The 17,678-nt window shown below is 73.3% G+C and carries 15 protein-coding genes; 4 read left to right on the top strand and 11 right to left on the bottom strand.

The annotated features are described in order from the left end of the window. Positions 1 to 78 precede the first annotated feature (78 nt). A complete protein-coding gene (locus D1350_RS18120; protein WP_240644187.1) occupies positions 79 to 1,422 on the top strand; it encodes a cytochrome P450 in 1,344 nt (447 codons plus the stop codon). Positions 1,423 to 1,610: 188 nt separating this feature from the next. On the opposite strand, the gene D1350_RS18115 is transcribed toward D1350_RS18120, so the two are convergent. From D1350_RS18115 to D1350_RS18085, 7 genes are all read right to left on the bottom strand, one after another. Next, a complete protein-coding gene (locus D1350_RS18115) occupies positions 1,611 to 2,561 on the bottom strand; it encodes an ABC transporter ATP-binding protein (protein WP_125777455.1) in 951 nt (316 codons plus the stop codon). Continuing rightward, the gene (locus D1350_RS18110; RefSeq protein ID WP_240644186.1) at positions 2,558 to 3,352 is read right to left on the bottom strand and encodes an ABC transporter permease; all 795 of its coding nucleotides are present in this window, start codon (positions 3,350 to 3,352) and stop codon (positions 2,558 to 2,560) included. The genes D1350_RS18115 and D1350_RS18110 overlap by 4 nt, the downstream gene beginning before the upstream one ends. Then, positions 3,345 to 4,181, bottom strand: coding sequence for an ABC transporter permease (locus tag D1350_RS18105; protein ID WP_240644185.1), 837 nt, complete (start codon positions 4,179 to 4,181; stop codon positions 3,345 to 3,347). The genes D1350_RS18110 and D1350_RS18105 overlap by 8 nt, the downstream gene beginning before the upstream one ends. Positions 4,182 to 4,245: 64 nt before the next feature. Then, positions 4,246 to 4,899, bottom strand: a complete 654-nt coding sequence (locus tag D1350_RS18100) for a VOC family protein (RefSeq protein WP_125777454.1) — start codon at positions 4,897 to 4,899, stop codon at positions 4,246 to 4,248. Positions 4,900 to 4,966: 67 nt separating this feature from the next. Further along, positions 4,967 to 6,661, bottom strand: coding sequence for a dihydroxy-acid dehydratase (gene ilvD, locus D1350_RS18095; RefSeq protein WP_125777453.1), 1,695 nt, complete (start codon positions 6,659 to 6,661; stop codon positions 4,967 to 4,969). A gap of 25 nt (positions 6,662 to 6,686) precedes the next feature. Then, positions 6,687 to 8,549 (bottom strand): dihydroxy-acid dehydratase, encoded by a 1,863-nt coding sequence (ilvD, locus tag D1350_RS18090; protein WP_125777452.1) that lies wholly within the window; start codon positions 8,547 to 8,549, stop codon positions 6,687 to 6,689. Between the two features lie 92 nt (positions 8,550 to 8,641). After that, the gene (locus D1350_RS18085; protein WP_125777451.1) at positions 8,642 to 10,144 is read right to left on the bottom strand and encodes a peptide MFS transporter; all 1,503 of its coding nucleotides are present in this window, start codon (positions 10,142 to 10,144) and stop codon (positions 8,642 to 8,644) included. Between the two features lie 114 nt (positions 10,145 to 10,258). On the opposite strand from D1350_RS18085, the gene D1350_RS18080 reads away from it, so the two are divergent. Genes D1350_RS18080 through D1350_RS18070 form a run of 3 tightly spaced genes read left to right on the top strand, consistent with a single transcriptional unit; the run spans position 10,259 to position 13,559 of the window. Further along, positions 10,259 to 10,861 carry an ECF transporter S component gene (locus D1350_RS18080; protein WP_164545221.1) on the top strand — a complete coding sequence of 201 codons (603 nt, stop codon included), beginning with the start codon at positions 10,259 to 10,261 and terminating at the stop codon, positions 10,859 to 10,861. Next, positions 10,858 to 12,732 carry an ABC transporter ATP-binding protein gene (locus D1350_RS18075; protein ID WP_125777449.1) on the top strand — a complete coding sequence of 625 codons (1,875 nt, stop codon included), beginning with the start codon at positions 10,858 to 10,860 and terminating at the stop codon, positions 12,730 to 12,732. The genes D1350_RS18080 and D1350_RS18075 overlap by 4 nt, the downstream gene beginning before the upstream one ends. Then, positions 12,729 to 13,559, top strand: a complete 831-nt coding sequence (locus D1350_RS18070) for an energy-coupling factor transporter transmembrane component T family protein (protein WP_125777448.1) — start codon at positions 12,729 to 12,731, stop codon at positions 13,557 to 13,559. Before D1350_RS18075 ends, D1350_RS18070 begins: the two co-directional genes overlap by 4 nt. 36 nt (positions 13,560 to 13,595) lie before the next feature. On the opposite strand, the gene D1350_RS18065 is transcribed toward D1350_RS18070, so the two are convergent. Genes D1350_RS18065 through gatC form a run of 4 tightly spaced genes read right to left on the bottom strand, consistent with a single transcriptional unit; the run spans position 13,596 to position 17,500 of the window. Beyond that, on the bottom strand, positions 13,596 to 14,174 hold the full coding sequence (locus D1350_RS18065; protein WP_125777447.1) for a GNAT family N-acetyltransferase: 579 nt from the start codon (positions 14,172 to 14,174) through the stop codon (positions 13,596 to 13,598). Further along, entirely contained in the window at positions 14,171 to 15,679 is a 1,509-nt protein-coding gene (gatB, locus tag D1350_RS18060) for an Asp-tRNA(Asn)/Glu-tRNA(Gln) amidotransferase subunit GatB (protein ID WP_125777446.1), read from the bottom strand. Before gatB ends, D1350_RS18065 begins: the two co-directional genes overlap by 4 nt. After that, positions 15,676 to 17,202: an Asp-tRNA(Asn)/Glu-tRNA(Gln) amidotransferase subunit GatA gene (gene gatA / locus D1350_RS18055; protein ID WP_125777445.1), complete on the bottom strand. Its 1,527-nt coding sequence runs from the start codon at positions 17,200 to 17,202 to the stop codon at positions 15,676 to 15,678. Before gatA ends, gatB begins: the two co-directional genes overlap by 4 nt. A 1-nt stretch (position 17,203) precedes the next feature. Further along, positions 17,204 to 17,500, bottom strand: coding sequence for an Asp-tRNA(Asn)/Glu-tRNA(Gln) amidotransferase subunit GatC (gene gatC / locus D1350_RS18050; protein ID WP_125777444.1), 297 nt, complete (start codon positions 17,498 to 17,500; stop codon positions 17,204 to 17,206). Between the last annotated feature and the right edge of the window lie 178 nt (positions 17,501 to 17,678).

Here is a 17,678-nt window from a genome sequence, read left to right as displayed (position 1 = left end):
TTAGACTCAAAACGACCGAAGTACGAGTCGGTGTTCCCCCTCCAAGCACGACGCCCCCATCCCTGCCACACTCTGCCCGTGCCGACCATCCTGCCCACCACCCGCCACGAGCTCGGCCTCCTCTGGAGCGCCCGTCCCGCCATGGCGGGGCTCCTCCTCGCTGGTCACGCCGTCGCGGGGCCAGCCGTGCGCCGCGTGCCCGGGATCGGCTGGGTGACGGCCGACCCGGTGGTCGCCCGCGCCGTGCTGCAGGACCACCGCTCCTTCACCATCCTCGGCGAGGGCGGGGTGGGTGATCTGTGGACGCAGATCCTCGGCGACTGGGTGCCCGACCTGTTCGACGGCCCCGGCCACCACGACCTCAGGTCACGTTCACGTGAGCTCTTCACCGAGGCCAGCTCCGCGGCGCTCGTCGCAGACGCCTGGGGCTCCACCCTCGCCGACGCCGGGGATGCGATCCGCGCCGGGGATGCCGTCGACGTCGCCCGCCTCGCGCGCGTACTCGTGGGCCGCATGATGGTCTCCCTGCTGGGCCTTCCGGCGCCCGAGGGCGCAGGCGACCCGTGGCCTGACGACAACAGCGCCCTCGCCGCCTTCGCGACCGGCGAGCGCCTCGCGACCGTCGCGCTCGGCACCGCAGGCTCGACCCGCCTGTCCCCCGCTCAGATCGCGACCGCGCGCGGGATCGTCGAGGAGCTCACCGCGGGCGTCCCCGAGGGCTGGAAGTCCGCACCGCCGGACCGCCTGCTCGGCCGCTGCCGCGAGCTCGGCCTGGGGCTCCAGGAGACGACGGGCCTCGCGAGCCTCCTCATGGTGGCCGGCACCGAGACGTCGGCGAGCGCCATGATGCGCACCACCGCCCTCCTCGTCGACACGGGCGAGCAGCACCGGCTGCTCGCGCGGCTCCGCGAGCACGCGCCGGACCGCGACGCGGTGCACCTGGGTGCGCCCGCCGCGTCGTCGGGCAGCCCGCTGGCGGGGAGCCTGCCCGCGGGGAGCCTGCCCGCGGGGAGCCTGCTTCCCGGCGAGGCCGACCCGATCGAGAACGTGGTGCGTGAGGGCCTGCGGGTGACGAGCCCGGCGTCAGTGATCGGACGGGGCGTGGCGCAGGACGTCGAGATCGGCGGCGCCCACCTGCGGGCGGGCGAGCGGATCATGCTGCTCGTGTGGTCGGCGAACGCGGCCGCAGGACCGTTCCGGGCCGACCGGCCCTACGTGCGCGAGACGCGGCAGCTCTGGTTCGGCGCGGGCCGTCACCTGTGTCTCGGGGCAGCGCTCGCGCGGGCGGAGATCGCCGCCCTGCTGCGGACTCTGTGGTCCGACGGCGAGCCGCTGCGCGTCGTGCGCCGCCGGGCGCAGCGCCGGGTGCTGATCCCGTCGTACGTGGAGCTGCTGGTCGCGCGCGAGCGCCGGCAGTCCTGAGCCCCCGGACGCCGGCGGGGTCGGTCCCCTGTCGCCTACGAGCCGGCGGGGTCGGTCCCTTGTCGCGGGGTCGGTCGGTATTCGGACCGACCCCGCGACAACCGTCCGACGCGGCGAGCAGTGGTGTACGAAACCGACCGACGCGGCGAGCGGGGCCCGCCGCCCGCCCGATCCCACGCCCCCAGCGCTCAGCGCGACGCCGCGTAGATCCGGCGCACCACGTCCTCGATGTCCGGCTCCTCGATGGACAGGTCGCGCAGCTCGGCGTGCTCGGCGACGGCGGCGAGCACGGCCGCCAACGTCGTCGAGCCGTCGAGGACGAGGTGCTGCCTGAGGCCGCCCACCTTGCTGCGCAGGTGCTCGGTGCCCGGCAGTCCCACGAGGTCGGCGGTGGGCTCGACGAGGTCGACCACCAGGACGCGCCGGGCGCCCACCGTCGCCGCCAGACCGTCGAGCGTCCCGTCGTAGGCGAGCCGCCCGCGGTCCACGACGAGGACGCGGTCGCAGAGCCGCTCGATGTCGCCCATGTCGTGGGTCGTCAGCAGCAGGGTGGTGCCGTGCTCGCGGCGCTCGGCGATCAGGAACTCGCGCAGGCGCTGCTTGGACAGCACGTCGAGCCCGATCGTCGGCTCGTCGAGGATCAGCAGCTCCGGCCGGTGCAGCAGGGCGGCGGCGATCTCCGCGCGCATCCGCTGGCCCAGGGAGAGCTGCCGCACGGGGGTGGCGAGGAACTCGCCGAGCTCGAGCGTCTCGGCCAGCTCGGCCGCACGGGCCCGGGCCTCGGCCGGGCGCAGCGCGTGGATCGCGGCGAGGATCTCGAAGGACTCCCGGACCGGCAGGTCCCACCACAGCTGAGACCGCTGCCCGAAGACCACCCCCACCCGCCGCGCCAGCACGCGCCGGTCGCGCACGGGCCGCAGGCCGCAGGTGGTCGCCTCGCCGCTCGTCGGGACGAGGATCCCGACGATCATCTTGATCGTGGTGGACTTCCCGGCGCCGTTCGCGCCGATGTAGCCCACGGACTCCCCCGCCGCGACCCGCAGGCTCAGCCCATCCACCGCGGTCACGGTCCGACGGCGCAGCCGGTCCCGGACCGTGAACTCCCGCGTCAGGTCCCGGGTCTCGATGATGCTGCTCATCCGCCTGCTCCTCGATAGTGCCGGATCCCCCACCGCCAGCACGCGAGCGCGAGCGCCCACGACCACAGCGCCGCGAGCGGCGCGCACCACCCGAGCCACGACGGCAGCCAGGGTGCGCCCGGCAGGCCGAGCAGCGCCGTGACCGGCAGGTAGGCCGTGAAGGCCATGGGGAAGACGAAGCCGAACACGACGGTCACCGCGCGCGGCCACACCGACGCGGGCTGTGTGGCGGCATACCGGCCGCCGTAGACGAACGCGTTGGTCATCTCCGCGCCGTTCACCAGGAAGAACTGCAGCCCGGCGGCGGTCACGAACAGGGCCGAGAAGGTGGCGACCCCGCTGACGAGCGCGAGCGCCAGGAGAGCGACCGTGGCTGGGCCCCACGCGATGTCGTTGAGGACGAGGCCCACGGTGAGCGCCCCGGCACCCACTCCTGCCCGGGCGAGCCGGCGGAGGCTGATATCGCTCGTCACGAGCTGGGCCAGGACGGGCTGGGGCCGCAGGAAGTACACGTCCAGCTTCCCCGTGCGCACGTACTCGGGCAGGTTGTCGACGTGGCCGAACACGATGTCCGCCAGCGAGAACGTGAGGTCCGCCAGGCCGAAGACCAGCAGGATCTGCGCGAACGTGAACCCGCCGATCCCCTGCACCGCGGTGTAGAGGATGTAGACCTCGGCGAGCTCGGCGAGGCCCATGAGGAAGGCCCCCACCAGGTCGAGCGCGAAGCTCGTCCGGTAGCTGCGCTGCGCGCGCACCCGGGAGGCCAGGACCGCACGGTAGGCGCTAACCACCCTGCACCTCGAGCTTCCGCTGCCCGGCCCTCGTCATCAGGTGCCCGACGGCGAGCGCCCCCGCCAGCCAGGCGAGCTGCACGCCGACCACCTGCAGCGCGGCGAACCCGGTGACGCGCGCCGTGAGCACGTCGATCGGGAACATCATCATCGAGGGGAACGGGGTGGCCCGGCCGATCACCTGGAGCCAGTCGGGGAAGAGGTGGAAGGGCGTGAAGAGTCCCGCGAAGAGGCCTCCTACCGCCATGTACAGCCCGACGAAGCCGCGCGTCTCGACGAGCCAGAACCCGCTCACCGCCACGAGGTAGACCACCGAGTGGGACAGGACGATGCCGAGCACCATGCTGACGGTCCCGAGGACGTACGGCCCCGGGGTGGCCGGCATGGTCATGCCCACCACGAGCACGCCGATGACGATGCTCGGCAGCCCGCGGGGCACGAAGGCGAAGAGCCCCTTGCCGATCGCCGGCAGGATGTTCGCGGCCTGCACGTTCACCGGCCGCAGGAAGTCGGTGGCGACGTCGCCGGTGCGCACCCGCTCGGTCATGTCGCTGCGGCCGTAGAGGTTGACCGACCCGAGCAGCCCCTGCGACAGCCAGATGTAGGCGCTCATGGTCCCCGCCGTGTACCCGGCGATCCCGCCGCCCGCGGCCTCGACCACCGCGAACAGGATCGCCGTCTTCAGCAGCCCGAACGTCGCGTTGGCGACCAGGCCCGCGAACGTGGCGAGCGGGTAGGCCGACTGGGTGCGCATCCCGGCGACCAGGAGCAGCCAGTAGGCACGGAGCCTGAGGTCACCGCGCAGCCTGGGAACCCCTGTCGCGCGCACGAGCACAAGACCCTACCGGCGGACGGGCCTGCCGTCGCCGGATTACCCGGATTGCACCTGCGGACTACTCCCGCCCGAGCCACGTGCAGACGCAGGCCTCGTTGCCCTCCGCGTCGGCGAGCACCCAGAATCGCGGCGCCGCCTCGTCGGACACGAGCGTGCCGCCGGCCGCGAGCGCCGCCGCCACCCGCTCCTCCGCGACGTCGTGCGCGACCGTCACGTCGACGTGGATGCGGTTGCGCTGCGGGCGCGGCTCGTCCATCTGCTGGAACCAGAACGCGGGCGCGCGGCCCGCGGGGTCGGAGAGGTCGTCGTCGCCGGGCTTGTAGCCCAGGACCGCCTCCCAGAACGGCTGCACCGCGGGCCGGTCGAGCGCGTCGATCGCGATCTCCAGCTCCTGGAGGCCCGTGGGGTCAGCCGGGATCTCGAGCTCGCGGGCGGCGGCGGAGATGTCGCGGGCGAGCTCGACGTCGCGCTGGGACAGCCCGCCGACGTCGTGCGTGGTGAGCCGCACGGTGACGTGCGGGTAGCGCAGGTCCACGTCGGGGTGGTGGTTCGCCGCCTCGGCGAGCTCGCCGATCGCGTCGACGAGCCGCACGCCCGTGAGGAACGAGCCGGTGGCGAACCGGGCGGTGGCGACCTGGAGCAGGACGCGCCAGTCGCCCACGCCCCGCTCGTCGTGGAACTGCCCGGGGGTGATCCGTCCTGTAGCGGCCATCATCGTCTCCTTCGTCGTGACTCCTCCCACCTTGCCACGAGCCACCGACACTCGGGCGGCCCAGGGGCTACTGGAGGATGGCCCCGCGCGAGGCCGACTGCACCAGCTTGGTGTACTTCGCCAGCACCCCGCGCGTGTAGGCGTGCGGCAGCGGGACCCAGCCGTCCGCGCGGGCGGCGAGCTCCTCGCCGGGCACGAGCAGCTCCAGCGTCTTGGCCGCCACGTCGAGGCGGATCCGGTCGCCGTCGCGCACGAACGCGATGGGCCCGGCGTCGACCGCCTCGGGCGCGATGTGGCCCACGCACAGGCCCGTGGTGCCGCCGGAGAACCGGCCGTCCGTCACCAGCAGGACGTCCTTGCCGAGGCCCGCGCCCTTGATCGCGCCCGTGATGGCCAGCATCTCCCGCATGCCGGGCCCGCCCTTGGGCCCTTCGTACCGGATGACCACCACGTCGCCCGCCTGGATGGTGCCGTCCTCGAGCGCGTCCAGGGCCGCACGCTCACGCTCGAAGACCCGGGCGGTGCCCTCGAACACGTCGGAGTCGAACCCGGCGGACTTCACCACGGCGCCGTCCGGCGCGAGCGAGCCGTGCAGCACGGTGATGCCGCCCGTCCGGTGGATCGGGTTGTCGAGGGCCCGCAGGATCTTGCCGTCCGGGTCCGGCGGGTCGATCAGCGCCAGGTTCTCCGCGACCGTGCGGCCCGTGACGGTGAGGCAGTCGCCGTGGAGCAGGCCCGCGTCGAGCAGGGCCTTCATGATCACCGGCACCCCGCCGATGCGGTCGACGTCGTTCATGACGTACCGGCCGAACGGCTTGAGGTCGCCCAGGTGGGGCACGCGGCTCGCCACCCGGTCGAAGTCGTCGAGGCTGAGCTCCACCTCCGCCTCGTAGGCGATCGCCAGCAGGTGCAGCACGGCGTTGGTGGACCCGCCGAACGCCATGACCACGGCGATCGCGTTCTCGAACGCCTCCTTGGTGAGGATGTCCCGCGCCGTGATGCCGAGCCGCAGCAGGTTCACGACCGCCTCGCCAGAGGCCATCGCGAAGGCGTCCCGGCGGCGGTCGGCCGCGGGCGGCGCGGCCGACCCCGGCAGCGACATGCCCAGCGCCTCGGCCGCCGACGCCATGGTGTTCGCCGTGTACATGCCGCCGCAGGCGCCCTCGCCCGGGCAGATGGCCCGCTCGATGCGGCCCACGTCCTCGACGCTCATCAGGCCGCGGGCGCACGCCCCGACGGCCTCGAACGCGTCGATGATCGTGACGTCCTTCTCGGTGCCGTCCTCGAGCTTGACCCAGCCCGGCATGATCGAGCCCGCGTAGAGGAACACGCTCGCCAGGTCCAGCCGCGCGGCGGCCATGAGCATGCCCGGCAGCGACTTGTCGCAGCCCGCCAGCAGCACCGTGCCGTCGAGTCGCTCCGCCTGCACCACCGTCTCGACGGAGTCGGCGATGATGTCGCGCGAGACCAGTGAGAAGTGCATCCCCTCGTGGCCCATCGAGATGCCGTCGGACACGGAGATGGTGCCGAACTCGAGCGGGTAGCCGCCTCCGGCGTGGACGCCGTTCTTCACGGCCGTGGCCAGCCGGTCGAGCGAGAGGTTGCAGGGCGTGATCTCGTTCCAGGAGCTGGCCACGCCCACCTGCGGTTTCGCGAAGTCGGCGTCCCCGAGGCCGACCGCGCGCAGCATGCCGCGCGCGGCCGTGGCCTCGATGCCGTCGGTGACCTGCCTGGACCGTGGCTTGATGTCGGGCTCCGTCATGGCCCGAGTGTAGGAACGTCCGCGCTCAGCCGCGACGCAGGCGCGCCACGTCGCGCACGGCGCCCTTGTCGGCCGACGTCGCCAGGGCCGCGTAGGCCTGCAGCGCCGGCGAGACGTACCGGTCCCGGCCGAGGGGCTGCCACGGCTGCTCCGACGCCTCCATCTTGGCGCGGCGCTCGGCGAGCACCGCGTCCGCGACGTTGACGCGGATCAGCCGCGTCTCGACGTCGATCTCGATCTCGTCGCCGTCCTCGATCAGGCCGATGGTGCCGCCCGCCGCCGCCTCGGGCGAGACGTGCCCCACCGAGATGCCGCTGGACCCGCCGGAGAACCGGCCGTCCGTGATGAGGGCGACCACCTTGCCGAGGCCGCGGCCCTTGATGTACGACGTCGGGTAGAGCATCTCCTGCATGCCGGGGCCGCCCGCGGGCCCCTCGTACCGCACGACCACCACGTGGCCCGGCTCCACCTGCTTGGTGAGGATCTTCTCGACCGCCTCGTCCTGCGACTCGCACACGAGCGCCCGGCCCACGAAGTGGAACACGTCGGGGTCGATGCCGGCCGTCTTGATGATGGCGCCGTCCTCGGCCACGTTGCCGCGGAGCACGGCGAGGCCGCCCTCCACCGTGTAGGCGTGCTCGATGGCGCGGATGCAGCCCTCGGCCGCGTCCGTGTCGAGCGAGTCCCAGCGGTTGGAGGTGGAGAACGCCTTCGTGGTGCGCACGCCGCCGGGGGCGGCGTGGAACAGCTCGACCGCCCGCTCGGTGGCCTTGCCGCCCCGGACGTCCCAGTCGTCGAGCCACGCGCGCAGCGTCGGCGTGTGCACGGACGTGACGTCGTGGTCGAGCAGGCCGGCGCGGTCGAGCTCGCCGAGCAGCGCGGGGATGCCGCCCGCCCGGTGCACGTCCTCCATGTGGAAGCGCGGGTGGTTCGGCGCCACCTTGGCCAGGCACGGCACACGGCGGCTGATGGCGTCGATCTCGGCGAGGTCGAAGTCCACCTCGGCCTCCTGTGCGGCGGCGAGGATGTGCAGCACCGTGTTGGTCGAGCCGCCCATCGCCACGTCGAGCGTCATGGCGTTCGTGAACGCGGCCCGGGTCGCGATGCCCCGCGGCGCGGCGGTGTCGTCCTCGTCCTCGTAGTAGCGGCGCGCCAGGTCCACGATGGTGCGGCCCGCCTCGAGGAACAGCTCCTTGCGGGCGGTGTGCGTGGCGAGCACCGAGCCGTTGCCGGGCAGCGACAGGCCGAGTGCCTCGGTGAGGCAGTTCATCGAGTTGGCGGTGAACATGCCGGAGCACGAGCCGCACGTGGGGCAGGCGTTCTCCTCCACCTGGGCGAGGGCCGCGTCGTCGACCCCCTCGTCCGCGGAGTAGTTGATCGCGTTGATGAGGTTCAGCGGCGTGGAGGCCACGCCGTTCGCCACCACGGCCTTGCCGGCCTCCATGGGCCCGCCCGACACGAAGATCACCGGGATGTTGAGCCGCAGCGCCGCATTCAGCATGCCGGGCGTGATCTTGTCGCAGTTGGAGATGCACACGAGCGCGTCGGCCGTGTGGGCGTTGACCATGTACTCGACGGAGTCGGCGATGAGGTCGCGGCTCGGCAGCGAGTAGAGCATGCCCGCGTGGCCCATCGCGATGCCGTCGTCGACCGCGATCGTGTTGAACTCCTTGGCCACGCCGCCCGCCTCGCGGATCGCCGACGCCACGAGGTCGCCCATGTCCTTGAGGTGCACGTGGCCCGGGACGAACTGCGTGTACGAGTTGGCGATCGCGATGATCGGCTTGCCGAAGTCGTCCGCCCCCATCCCGGTGGCGCGCCAGAGCGCACGGGCGCCGGCCATGTTCCGGCCGTGGGTGGATGTCCGGGACCGCAGGGGACGGCTCATGTTTTCAGCTCCTTCACGAAAGGCTGCCCCGAGGGTAGTCCGCGCAGACAGCGGTCACGGCGGAGGGTCACACTCCGGACGGCGCCCGCCCGTCACTCCCCCGCGGTGTGCACGCCCTCCAGCTCGTCGGCGTGCCGCACGTGGCGGGTGACCCACGGCCCGATGGCGGCGAGCGCCGCCGCGAAGCCGAGCGTCACGAGCCCGATGACGCCGAAGTAGCCGGTGGGCGACGCGCCCTCGGTGGCCTGGACGAGCTGCGCCGTGATGGCCTGCCCGGCGGCGGGCGCGAGGAACCAGAGCGCCATGGCCTGGCTGCGGAACGCGCGGGGCGCGAGCAGGGTGGTGGCGGCGAGGCCGACGGGCGACAGGCACAGCTCGCCGAGGGTCTGGATCAGGTAGACGGCGACGAGGACCCAGCCGGGGGTCTTCGCGTCGCCGGCGAGCGCCGCCGCCCCCGCGAGGAACAGGAAGGAGACGGCGGCCAGCGCCAGGCCGATCGCGAACTTGTACGCCGTGGGCGGCCGGTTGCCGGTGCGTAGCCAGAGCCACGCGAAGACGGGCGTGAGCAGGATGATCGCGGCCGGGTTGATCGACTGGAAGAACTCGGGGTTCACGGTGATGCCCAGCACCGACAGGTCCGTGCGGTCCCGGGCGTAGGCGGCGAGGGTGGTGGCCGCCTGCTCGAAGATCATGAAGAAGAGCATCGCCGCCACGAACAGGGGGATGTAGGCGACGACGCGGGGCCGTTCGGCGTCGGTCACCTTGGGCGACCGGTACATCACGACGAAGTAGACGATCGGCGCGAGGAACGCGAGGTAGCTCAGCGTGTCGATGACGGAGGTGATGCCGCCCCCGCTGACGAGCCACGCGATGGCGAACACGACGGCGATGCCGCCCGCGATGACCGCGAGCATCCGCAGCACGGCGGGCCGCTCGCCGGGCTCGATGGGGTTGGGCACCGCGTCGCCCGCCCCGCCGAGCATGCGCCGCCCGGCCACGAAGAACACGAGCGCGAACGTCATGCCGACGGCAGCGACCGCGAACCCCGCGTGGTACCCGCCCCAGGCGCGCGCGAGCCCCACGAGGAGGGGTGCGAACAGCGACCCGAGGTTGATCCCCATGTAGAAGATCGAGAAGGCGGACTGCCGACGCGGGTCCTCCCGCGTGTAGAGCTCGCCCACGATGGCCGACACGTTCGGCTTGAGCAGGCCCGTACCGAACGCGACGAGGACGATGCCCACGTACGAGAACCCCGCTCCGGGGATCGCGAGGCAGACGTGCCCGGCGGCGATGACCACGCCGCCGTAGAGCGTGGAGCGCCGCGCGCCGACGAGCCGGTCCGCCGCCCACCCGCCCAGCACCGACAGCAGGTACACCGCGGTGCCGTAGATCGACACGAGGGCGAGGCCGGTGGTCTGGTCGAGCCCCAGCCCGCCGTCCTGGACCGTGTCGGTCAGGTAGAACAGCAGGATCGCGCGCATCCCGTAGTAGCTGAACCGCTCCCACAGCTCGGTGGTGAAGAGCGTCATCAGTCCGAGGGGATGGCCGAAGAAGCGCCTGTCCGTGCCTGTGGCCGGCGGGTCGGCAAGGGTCATGCCCTCGATCGTCGCACCGGGGACCAGAGTGCGCGCGCCCTGGGACGGTGCCTCCGCCACCCTTCGGGAACGACTAAGGTAAGCCTGCCCTCACCAGTGAACCGGAGCACCATCATGACGACGCCGACCGCCGGCCCCGCCCGCTTCTCGACCCGCCTCCTGCTCTCCTGCGCCGCGATCGGCGCCGCCGGTGGCCTGCTCGCGGTCGTGATCAACTACCTGCTGGCGCTGGTCCCGCCGAGCCCGCTCGCCTACGCCGTCTACACGGCCACGATCGGCGTGTGGGCGCTCGGCCCCCTGGTGGCGGTGTCGCTGTTCCGCGTCCCGGGCGTGGGCCTGCTGACCGCGGTCTTCGCGGGCGTGGTCAACCTCGTCGCGCCCACCGGCTTCCTCCAGGTCGTGAACTTCCTCGCCGCGGGCGTGGTGCTCGAGCTGCCGTTCCTCGTCATGCTCTACCGCCGCTGGTCCGACCGCTACGTGCGCAACGCCTCGGTGGTCGCCCTCGTCCTCGGGAGCGCCGGGTACTACACGTCGTGCGCCCTGGCGGGCCTCTTCCCGGCGTCGTTCTACCCGTGGGGCGCGCTCGCCACGCTGGCCGCGACGGTCGCTCTCGCGATCGGCGTCACGCTGCTCGCGCAGCGGGTAGCCGTCCAGCTGGCCCGCCAGGGCCTCGGCCGGCGGCAGCCCGCCACGGTGGTCGTGGCCGCGGACGAGTGAGCGCCCCGCTCCTGCTGCGCGCCGACCACGTCGGCGTGCGGCACCACGGCCACGCGGGCTTCACCCCCTCCGACGTCAGCCTCGACCTGGCCCCGGGCGAGGTCGTCCTCCTGCTCGGCCCGAGCGGGTCGGGCAAGTCCACCTTCGCCCTCACCCTGGACGGGCTGGTCCCCCACGCGGTCGCGGCGGAGGTCCGCGGCAGCGTCACGGTCGCAGGCCTGGACGCGGGTACGACGCCGGTCGCTCGCCTCAGCGAGCACGTCGCCCTGGTCTTCCAGGACGCGGACGCCTCCGTCGTCACCGGGACCGTGCTGGACGAGGTCTGCTTCGGCCCGGAGAACCTGCTGGTCCCCGCGCCCGAGGTCCTCGCCCGGGCGGAGGACGCGCTGCGCCGCGTGGGCCTCTGGGAGCGTCGTGCCGACGACCCGGCGGTGCTCTCCGGCGGTGGCCGCCAGCGCCTGGCGATCGCGTGCGCCCTCGCCCTCGGCGCCCCCGTCCTCGTGCTCGACGAGCCCACGGCCAACCTCGACCCGGCGGGCATCGAGGAGGTCTACGCCGCCCTGCGCGACGTCGTGGCCGCGGGCGACCGCTCCGTGGTGCTCGTGGAGCACAACCTGGACGCGTGCGTGGACCTCGTGGACCGGGTCCTCGTCCTCGACCGGCGGGGCCGCCTGGTGCTGGAGGGGCCCGTGCGCGACGTGCTGGCCGGCCGGGCCGAGGAGCTGCTCGCGCTGGGCGTGTGGCTGCCCGTCGCCACCCTGGCCGCGCTGCGTCTCCGGGGCGCGGGGGTCCCGTTCGCGGCGCTGCCGCTCACGGGGGCGGAGCTGCGGCAGGCGCTGGACGCGGAGGAGACGCTCCCGGCTCTGACCCCGGCTCCCGGCGCTGCCCGTGTCGCCGCCTCTCCCGTCGCCGCCTCTCCCGTCTCTGTGGCGAAGGGGGCGGCGGACGGGCCTGTGGTGCGGGTGCGCGGGCTCTCCGTGCGGCGCGGGCGCCGCACCGTGCTGCACGACGTGTCGCTCGACGTCCGGCGCGGCGAGCTCTGCGCTCTCGTGGGCGTCAACGGCGCGGGCAAGACGACGCTGCTGCAGGCCGTCGCGGGCGTGGTCGCGCCACCCCGCGACACCGTCGAGGTGGCGGGGCTGGACCCCGCCCGGGCCGACGTGCGCAAGCTCGCCCGTCACGTGGGCTTCGTCTTCCAGAACCCGGAGCACCAGTTCGTGCGCCACACCGTCGCCGAGGAGCTGGCGCACGCGCTCGAGGTGCAGCGGGTGCCGCGCGACGAGATCGCCGCCCGGGTCGACGACGTCCTGGCCCGCTTCGGCCTGTCCGCCCACCGGGAGGTGCACCCGTTCCTGCTGTCGGGCGGGCAGAAGCGCCGCCTGTCCGTGGGGACCGTGCTGGTCGCAGGGGCCACCGTGCTCGCGCTCGACGAGCCCACCTTCGGCCAGGACCGCGAGCGTGCCGCCGAGCTGCTGGACCTCCTCGACCAGCTCGTCGCCGACGGGACCACGGTGCTGGTCGTCACGCACGACCTCCAGCTCGTCGCCGACCACGCGTCGCACGCCGCCGTCCTCGCCGACGGCAGGCTCCTCGCCCACGGCCCCGCGGCCGACCTCCTCGCCGACGACGTGCTCCTCCGCGCCGGGCTCCGCCGGCCCCCGCTGGCCGCCGCCCTGAGCGGGCTCGAGCGGCACGCCGCCTGGCGCTCGGTCACCCGCCTGCAGGACCTGCCCGGCGGCCCGCCGACGGGTTCGGCGCTGAGCGCCGCGGCGCCGAGCGGCAGTGCCGCCGTCGGCCCGGCCGTCAGCGCCACGGCCGCCGCCGTCGGCGCTGGTGCCGGAGGAGCAGCCCGGGCCGGAGGTACCTCATGAGCCTGCTCCTCGACCCGTGGGCCCAGCACCACCGCTCCCGCCCCCTGCACCGGGTGAACCCGCTCGCGCTGATGGCCGCGGTGCTGCCCGCCCTGGTGGCGCTCGTCCTGGTCCGCGACCTCGCCACCCCGCTCGTCTTCCTCCTGCTCGCGACGGGCCTGGTCGCGGTCTGCGCGCACGTCGCGCGCCCGCACCGCGTCCTCGTGTTCGTGCTGCCGACGGCGTTCGTGCTCCTGGCGTCGCTCACGCTGGGCCTGTGGTCCGCCCCGGCGGAGGCTGCGACGACGCCGGTCCTGGTCCGGCTGGGCCCGTGGCAGTACCACCTCGGTACGTGGCTCGTGGGCCTCGCGACCTCCCTGCGGCTCGGGGCGCTCTTCGCGGTCGCCCTGGTCCCGGGCGTGAGCGCCACCGGGCCCGACGTCGTCCGTGCCGCCGTCCAGCACCTCCGCGTCCCCTACCGCGTGGGCTACACGGCGTTCGCCGCGTTCCGCTTCGTGCCCCGGTTCGGGCACGAGCTCGCGACGATCCGCGCCGCCCATCGCGTGCGCGGCATGGCGGGCGGGCGCGGCCCGCTCGCGGGGGTCCGGCGCTGGGCCGGGTACGTGGTGCCGCTCCTCGCGGGCGCGCTGCGCCACGCGGAGCGGGTGGCGCTGGCCATGGACGCCCGCGCCTTCGGCGCGCACCCCACGCGCACGGAGCGCCACACGGTCCCGCTCCGCCCGTCCGACGCCGGATTCGTCGCCGCCGCCTGGGCCGTCACCGCCGCGGTGCTCCTGTGGGCGCCCGACCTGCTCGGCGGGCTGATGCCGGCGGTCCCCGGCGCGTAGGCGCCGGGGACCGCCGGTCCAGCAGGTGAGCGACCGTCAGGCCGCGCGGTACTCGTCCTCGAGGACGCTCATGAGGATGGCGTCCGCCCAGCTGTTGCCGTCGCGGTAGACCTCTCGCAGACGGCCCTCCTCGCGGAAGCCCAGCGACGCGTACAGCGCACGGGCCCGCGGGTTGATGCTCAGCACGTCGAGGCTGACGCGGTGCAGCCGGGGACCCGGGTCCTCGTCCGCACCCTCGAACGCGAAGCGGAGCACGTGCTCGATGGCCTCGCGGCCGTATCCGCGCCCCCGGTAGTCGGGCAGCATCTGGAGGCGCAGGTTCGCGGAGCGCGCGTCCTCGTCGATCTGGTTGAGGACGATCTCGCCGAGCAGCTCGTCGCTGACGAACTTGCCCTCCCGCACCCCGCCGGACGTCACCGCCCAGTCGTAGCGGCCGGGGCGGTCGCTGACCGTCCGCGCCCACTCGTCGATCTGCTCGCGCGTGAAGGTCGCCGTCGTGCCCGTCAGGCGCATGCCCTCCGGGTCGTGCAGCGACTCCCACAGCCGGTCGGCGTCGCGCGCCTCGATGGGGCGCAGACGCACCATCTCGCCCCGGAGCTCCGGGCCGCGGGTCACTGGCCGATCCTCTCCAGCACGAGCTCCCGCACCCGGCCGGCATCGGCCTGACCGCGCGTCGCCTTCATGACCGCGCCGATGATCGCGCCGACGGGGCCGAGGTTTCCGCCCTGGACCTTCGCCGCGATGTCGGGCTGCGCCGCCAGCGCGTCGTCGATCGCGGCGAGCAGCGGACCGTCGTCGGAAACGACCTCCAACCCGCGCGAGACCACGATGTCCTCGGGGTCGCCCTCGCCGGCGAGCACTCCCTCCAGGACCTGGCGGGCGAGCTTGTCGTTGATGCGGCCCGAGTCGACGAGCGCCTGCAGCGCGCTGATCTGCGCCGGGGTGACCGTGAGGTCCTCCAGCGTCTGGTCGTCCTGCTTGGCGCGGCGGGCGAGCTCGCCCATCCACCACTTGCGGGCGCCCGCGGCGCTGGTGCCCGCAGCCACGGTGGCCTCGATCAGGTCGAGCGCGCCGGCGTTCACCACGTCGCGCATCTCGGCGTCGGCGTAGCCCCACTCGGCCTGGAGGCGGTTGCGGCGCGCCACCGGCATCTCGGGCAGGGTGGCCCGGATCTCCTCGACCCACTCACGGCTCGGGGCCACGGGAACCAGGTCCGGCTCGGGGAAGTAGCGGTAGTCCTCGGCGTCCGACTTCACGCGGCCCGACGTCGTGACCCCGGTGTCCTCGTGCCAGTGCCGGGTCTCCTGGATCACCTTCTGGCCGGCGTCCAGGACGCCCGCCTGACGGGAGATCTCGAAGCGCACCGCACGCTCGACCGACCGGAACGAGTTGACGTTCTTCGTCTCCGTGCGGGTGCCGAGCGGCGAGTCGGGGCTCGGGCGGAGCGAGAGGTTCACGTCGGCCCGCACGTTGCCGCGCTCCATGCGCGCCTCGGACACGTCCAGGGCGCGGAAGATGTCGCGGAGGGTCTGCACGTAGGCGCGGGCCACCTCGGGGGCGCGGTCACCGACCCCGGTGATGGGCCGGGTCACGATCTCCACGAGGGGGATGCCCGCGCGGTTGTAGTCCACGAGCGAGTACTCCGCGCCGTGGATGCGGCCCGTCGCACCGCCGACGTGGGTGTTCTTGCCCGCGTCCTCCTCCATGTGCGCGCGCTCGATCTCGACGCGCACGATGGTGCCGTCCTCGAGCTCGACGTCCAGCCAGCCGTCGTACGCGATGGGCTCGTCGTACTGCGACGTCTGGAAGTTCTTGGGCACGTCCGGGTAGAAGTAGTTCTTCCGGGCGAAGCGGCACGACTCGGCGATGGTGCAGTTCAGCGCCAGACCGATCTTGATGGCGTGCTCCACGGCGGTGCCGTTGAGCACGGGCAGCGCGCCGGGCAGGCCCAGCGACACGGGCGTCACCTGCGAGTTGGGCTCCCCGCCGTAGGCCACCTCGGCCGCGCAGAACATCTTCGTCTTGGTGCCGAGCTCCACGTGGACCTCGATGCCGATCACCGGGTCGTAGCGGCGCACGGCGTCGTCGTAGGCGACCAGCTCGAGCGTGGGTGAGGTCATCGGGTCAGCTCCGTCGTCTTCAGCTCGGGGGCCTGGGCCAGCAGCGACCCGCCCCACGTCTTCTCCAGGGCTGCCTCCAGCGCGGCGCCCACGCGGTACATGCGGTCGTCCGCCTTGGCGGGGGCCAGGATCTGGAAGCCCACCGGCAGGCCATCATCGGACAGGCCGTTCGGGACGGACATGCCCGGCACTCCCGCGAGGTTCGCGGGGATCGTCGCCACGTCGTTCAGGTACATCGCCAGCGGGTCGTCGAGCTTCTCGCCGAACCGGAACGCCGTCGTGGGCGCGGTGGGCGAGACGAGCACGTCGGCCTTCTCGAAGGCCGCGGCGAAGTCGCGCTGGATCAGCGTGCGCACCTTCTGCGCGCTGCCGTAGTAGGCGTCGTAGTAGCCGGCGCTCAGCGCGTACGTGCCGAGGATGATGCGGCGCTTGACCTCGTCGCCGAAGCCGGCGCCACGGGTCGCGGCCATCACGCGCTCGGCGGTGACCGGGCCCTCCGTCGGCTCGACGCGGAGGCCGAACCGCATGCCGTCGAACTTGGCCAGGTTGCTCGAGGCCTCGCTGGGCATGATCAGGTAGTAGGCGTCGAGCGCGTACGTGAAGCTGGGGCACGAGACCTCGACGATCTCGGCGCCGAGCCCGCGGAGCACCTCGAGCGACTCGGCGAAGCGTGCGGAGACGCCCTCCTGGTAGCCCTCGCCCGACAGCTCCGTGACGACGCCGACGCGCACGCCGGACAGGTCGCCGGTGGCGCCCTGGCGGGCCGCCTCGACGAGCGCGGGGAGCGGCTCGGGGATCGACGTGGAGTCGCGCGGGTCGTGCCCGCCGATCAGCTCGTGCAGCAGCGCCGCGTCCAGGACGGTCCGCGTGACGGGACCCGCCTGGTCGAGGGAGGACGCCATCGCGATGAGGCCGTACCGGGAGACGCCGCCGTAGGTGGGCTTCACGCCGACCGTGCCGGTCACGGCACCCGGCTGGCGGATCGAGCCGCCCGTGTCGGTGCCGATCGCGAGCGGCGCCTCGAAGGCGGCGACGGCCGCGGCGGAGCCGCCGCCCGAACCGCCGGGGATGCGGCCGAGGTCCCACGGGTTGCACGTGTTGCCGTAGGCCGAGTGCTCCGTGGACGAACCCATCGCGAACTCGTCCATGTTGGTCTTGCCGAGGATCGGCAGGCGGGCGGCACGCAGCCGCTCGACCAGCGTGGCGTCGTACGGCGGGATCCAGCCCTCGAGGATCTTGGACCCGGCGGTGGTGGGCATGCCCCGGGTGACGACGACGTCCTTGACGGCGATGGGCACGCCCGCGAGCGGGTGCAGCTCCTCGCCGGCCGCGCGCCGCGCGTCGACGTCCTGCGCGGTGGCGAGCGCGTCCTGGGACGAGACGTGGAGGAAGGCGTTGAGGTCGCCGTCCACGGCCGCGATGCGGTCGAGGTGGGCCTGGGTGACCTCCGTGCTGGACACGTCGCCCCGGGCGAGCGCCCCGGCGAGCTCCGCTGCGGACAAGCGGGTGATGTCGGTGCTCATGTCACTCCTCCCCGAGGATCTGCGGAACGAGGAAACGGCCGTCCTCCTGCTGCGGTGCCGCGGCGAGCACGTCCGCGACCGGCAGGGCCGGTACGGGGACGTCCGCGCGGAACACGTTCGTCAACGGCAGGGGGTGGCTCGTCGCGGGCACGTCGGCAGTGGCGACCTGGCTCACTCGGGCGATCGACTCGACGATCACGGCGAGCTCGCCGGCGAGGCGGTCGACCTCGTCGGAGCGCAGGTCGATCCGTGCCAGAGCGGCCACGCGCGCGACCTCGTCACGGGAGATGGTGGACATGCGCCCAGTCTAGTCAGCGTGAGGCCCTGGGCCGCCCGGAATCCCGGGGAAAAGACGAACCGGTGATGTGAAAAAGCACGAAGACCCGCACCCTGGTGGGTGCGGGTCTTCGTGTGAAGGGTGTCCGGCGGCGTCCTACTCTCCCACCCCGTCTCCAGGGCAGTACCATCGGCGCTGT

Source organism: Antribacter gilvus, assembly GCF_003946865.1.
Taxonomy (GTDB): domain Bacteria; phylum Actinomycetota; class Actinomycetes; order Actinomycetales; family Cellulomonadaceae; genus Antribacter; species Antribacter gilvus.
Note: the sequence above shows the minus strand (reverse complement) of the source record. Positions and strands in the feature narration are given on the sequence as shown.

Excerpts from the sequence above, each read along its gene's own strand:
- D1350_RS18115 (WP_125777455.1), bottom strand. The coding sequence starts at position 2,561 with ATGAGCAGCATCATCGAGACCCGGGACCTGACGCGGGAGTTCACGGTC.
- D1350_RS18100 (WP_125777454.1), bottom strand. The coding sequence starts at position 4,899 with ATGGCCGCTACAGGACGGATCACCCCCGGGCAGTTCCACGACGAGCGG.
- ilvD (WP_125777453.1), bottom strand. The coding sequence starts at position 6,661 with ATGACGGAGCCCGACATCAAGCCACGGTCCAGGCAGGTCACCGACGGC.
- ilvD (WP_125777452.1), bottom strand. The coding sequence starts at position 8,549 with ATGAGCCGTCCCCTGCGGTCCCGGACATCCACCCACGGCCGGAACATG.
- D1350_RS18085 (WP_125777451.1), bottom strand. The coding sequence starts at position 10,144 with ATGACCCTTGCCGACCCGCCGGCCACAGGCACGGACAGGCGCTTCTTC.
- D1350_RS18080 (WP_164545221.1), top strand. The coding sequence starts at position 10,259 with ATGACGACGCCGACCGCCGGCCCCGCCCGCTTCTCGACCCGCCTCCTG.
- D1350_RS18070 (WP_125777448.1), top strand. The coding sequence starts at position 12,729 with ATGAGCCTGCTCCTCGACCCGTGGGCCCAGCACCACCGCTCCCGCCCC.
- gatB (WP_125777446.1), bottom strand. The coding sequence starts at position 15,679 with ATGACCTCACCCACGCTCGAGCTGGTCGCCTACGACGACGCCGTGCGC.
- gatA (WP_125777445.1), bottom strand. The coding sequence starts at position 17,202 with ATGAGCACCGACATCACCCGCTTGTCCGCAGCGGAGCTCGCCGGGGCG.
- gatC (WP_125777444.1), bottom strand. The coding sequence starts at position 17,500 with ATGTCCACCATCTCCCGTGACGAGGTCGCGCGCGTGGCCGCTCTGGCA.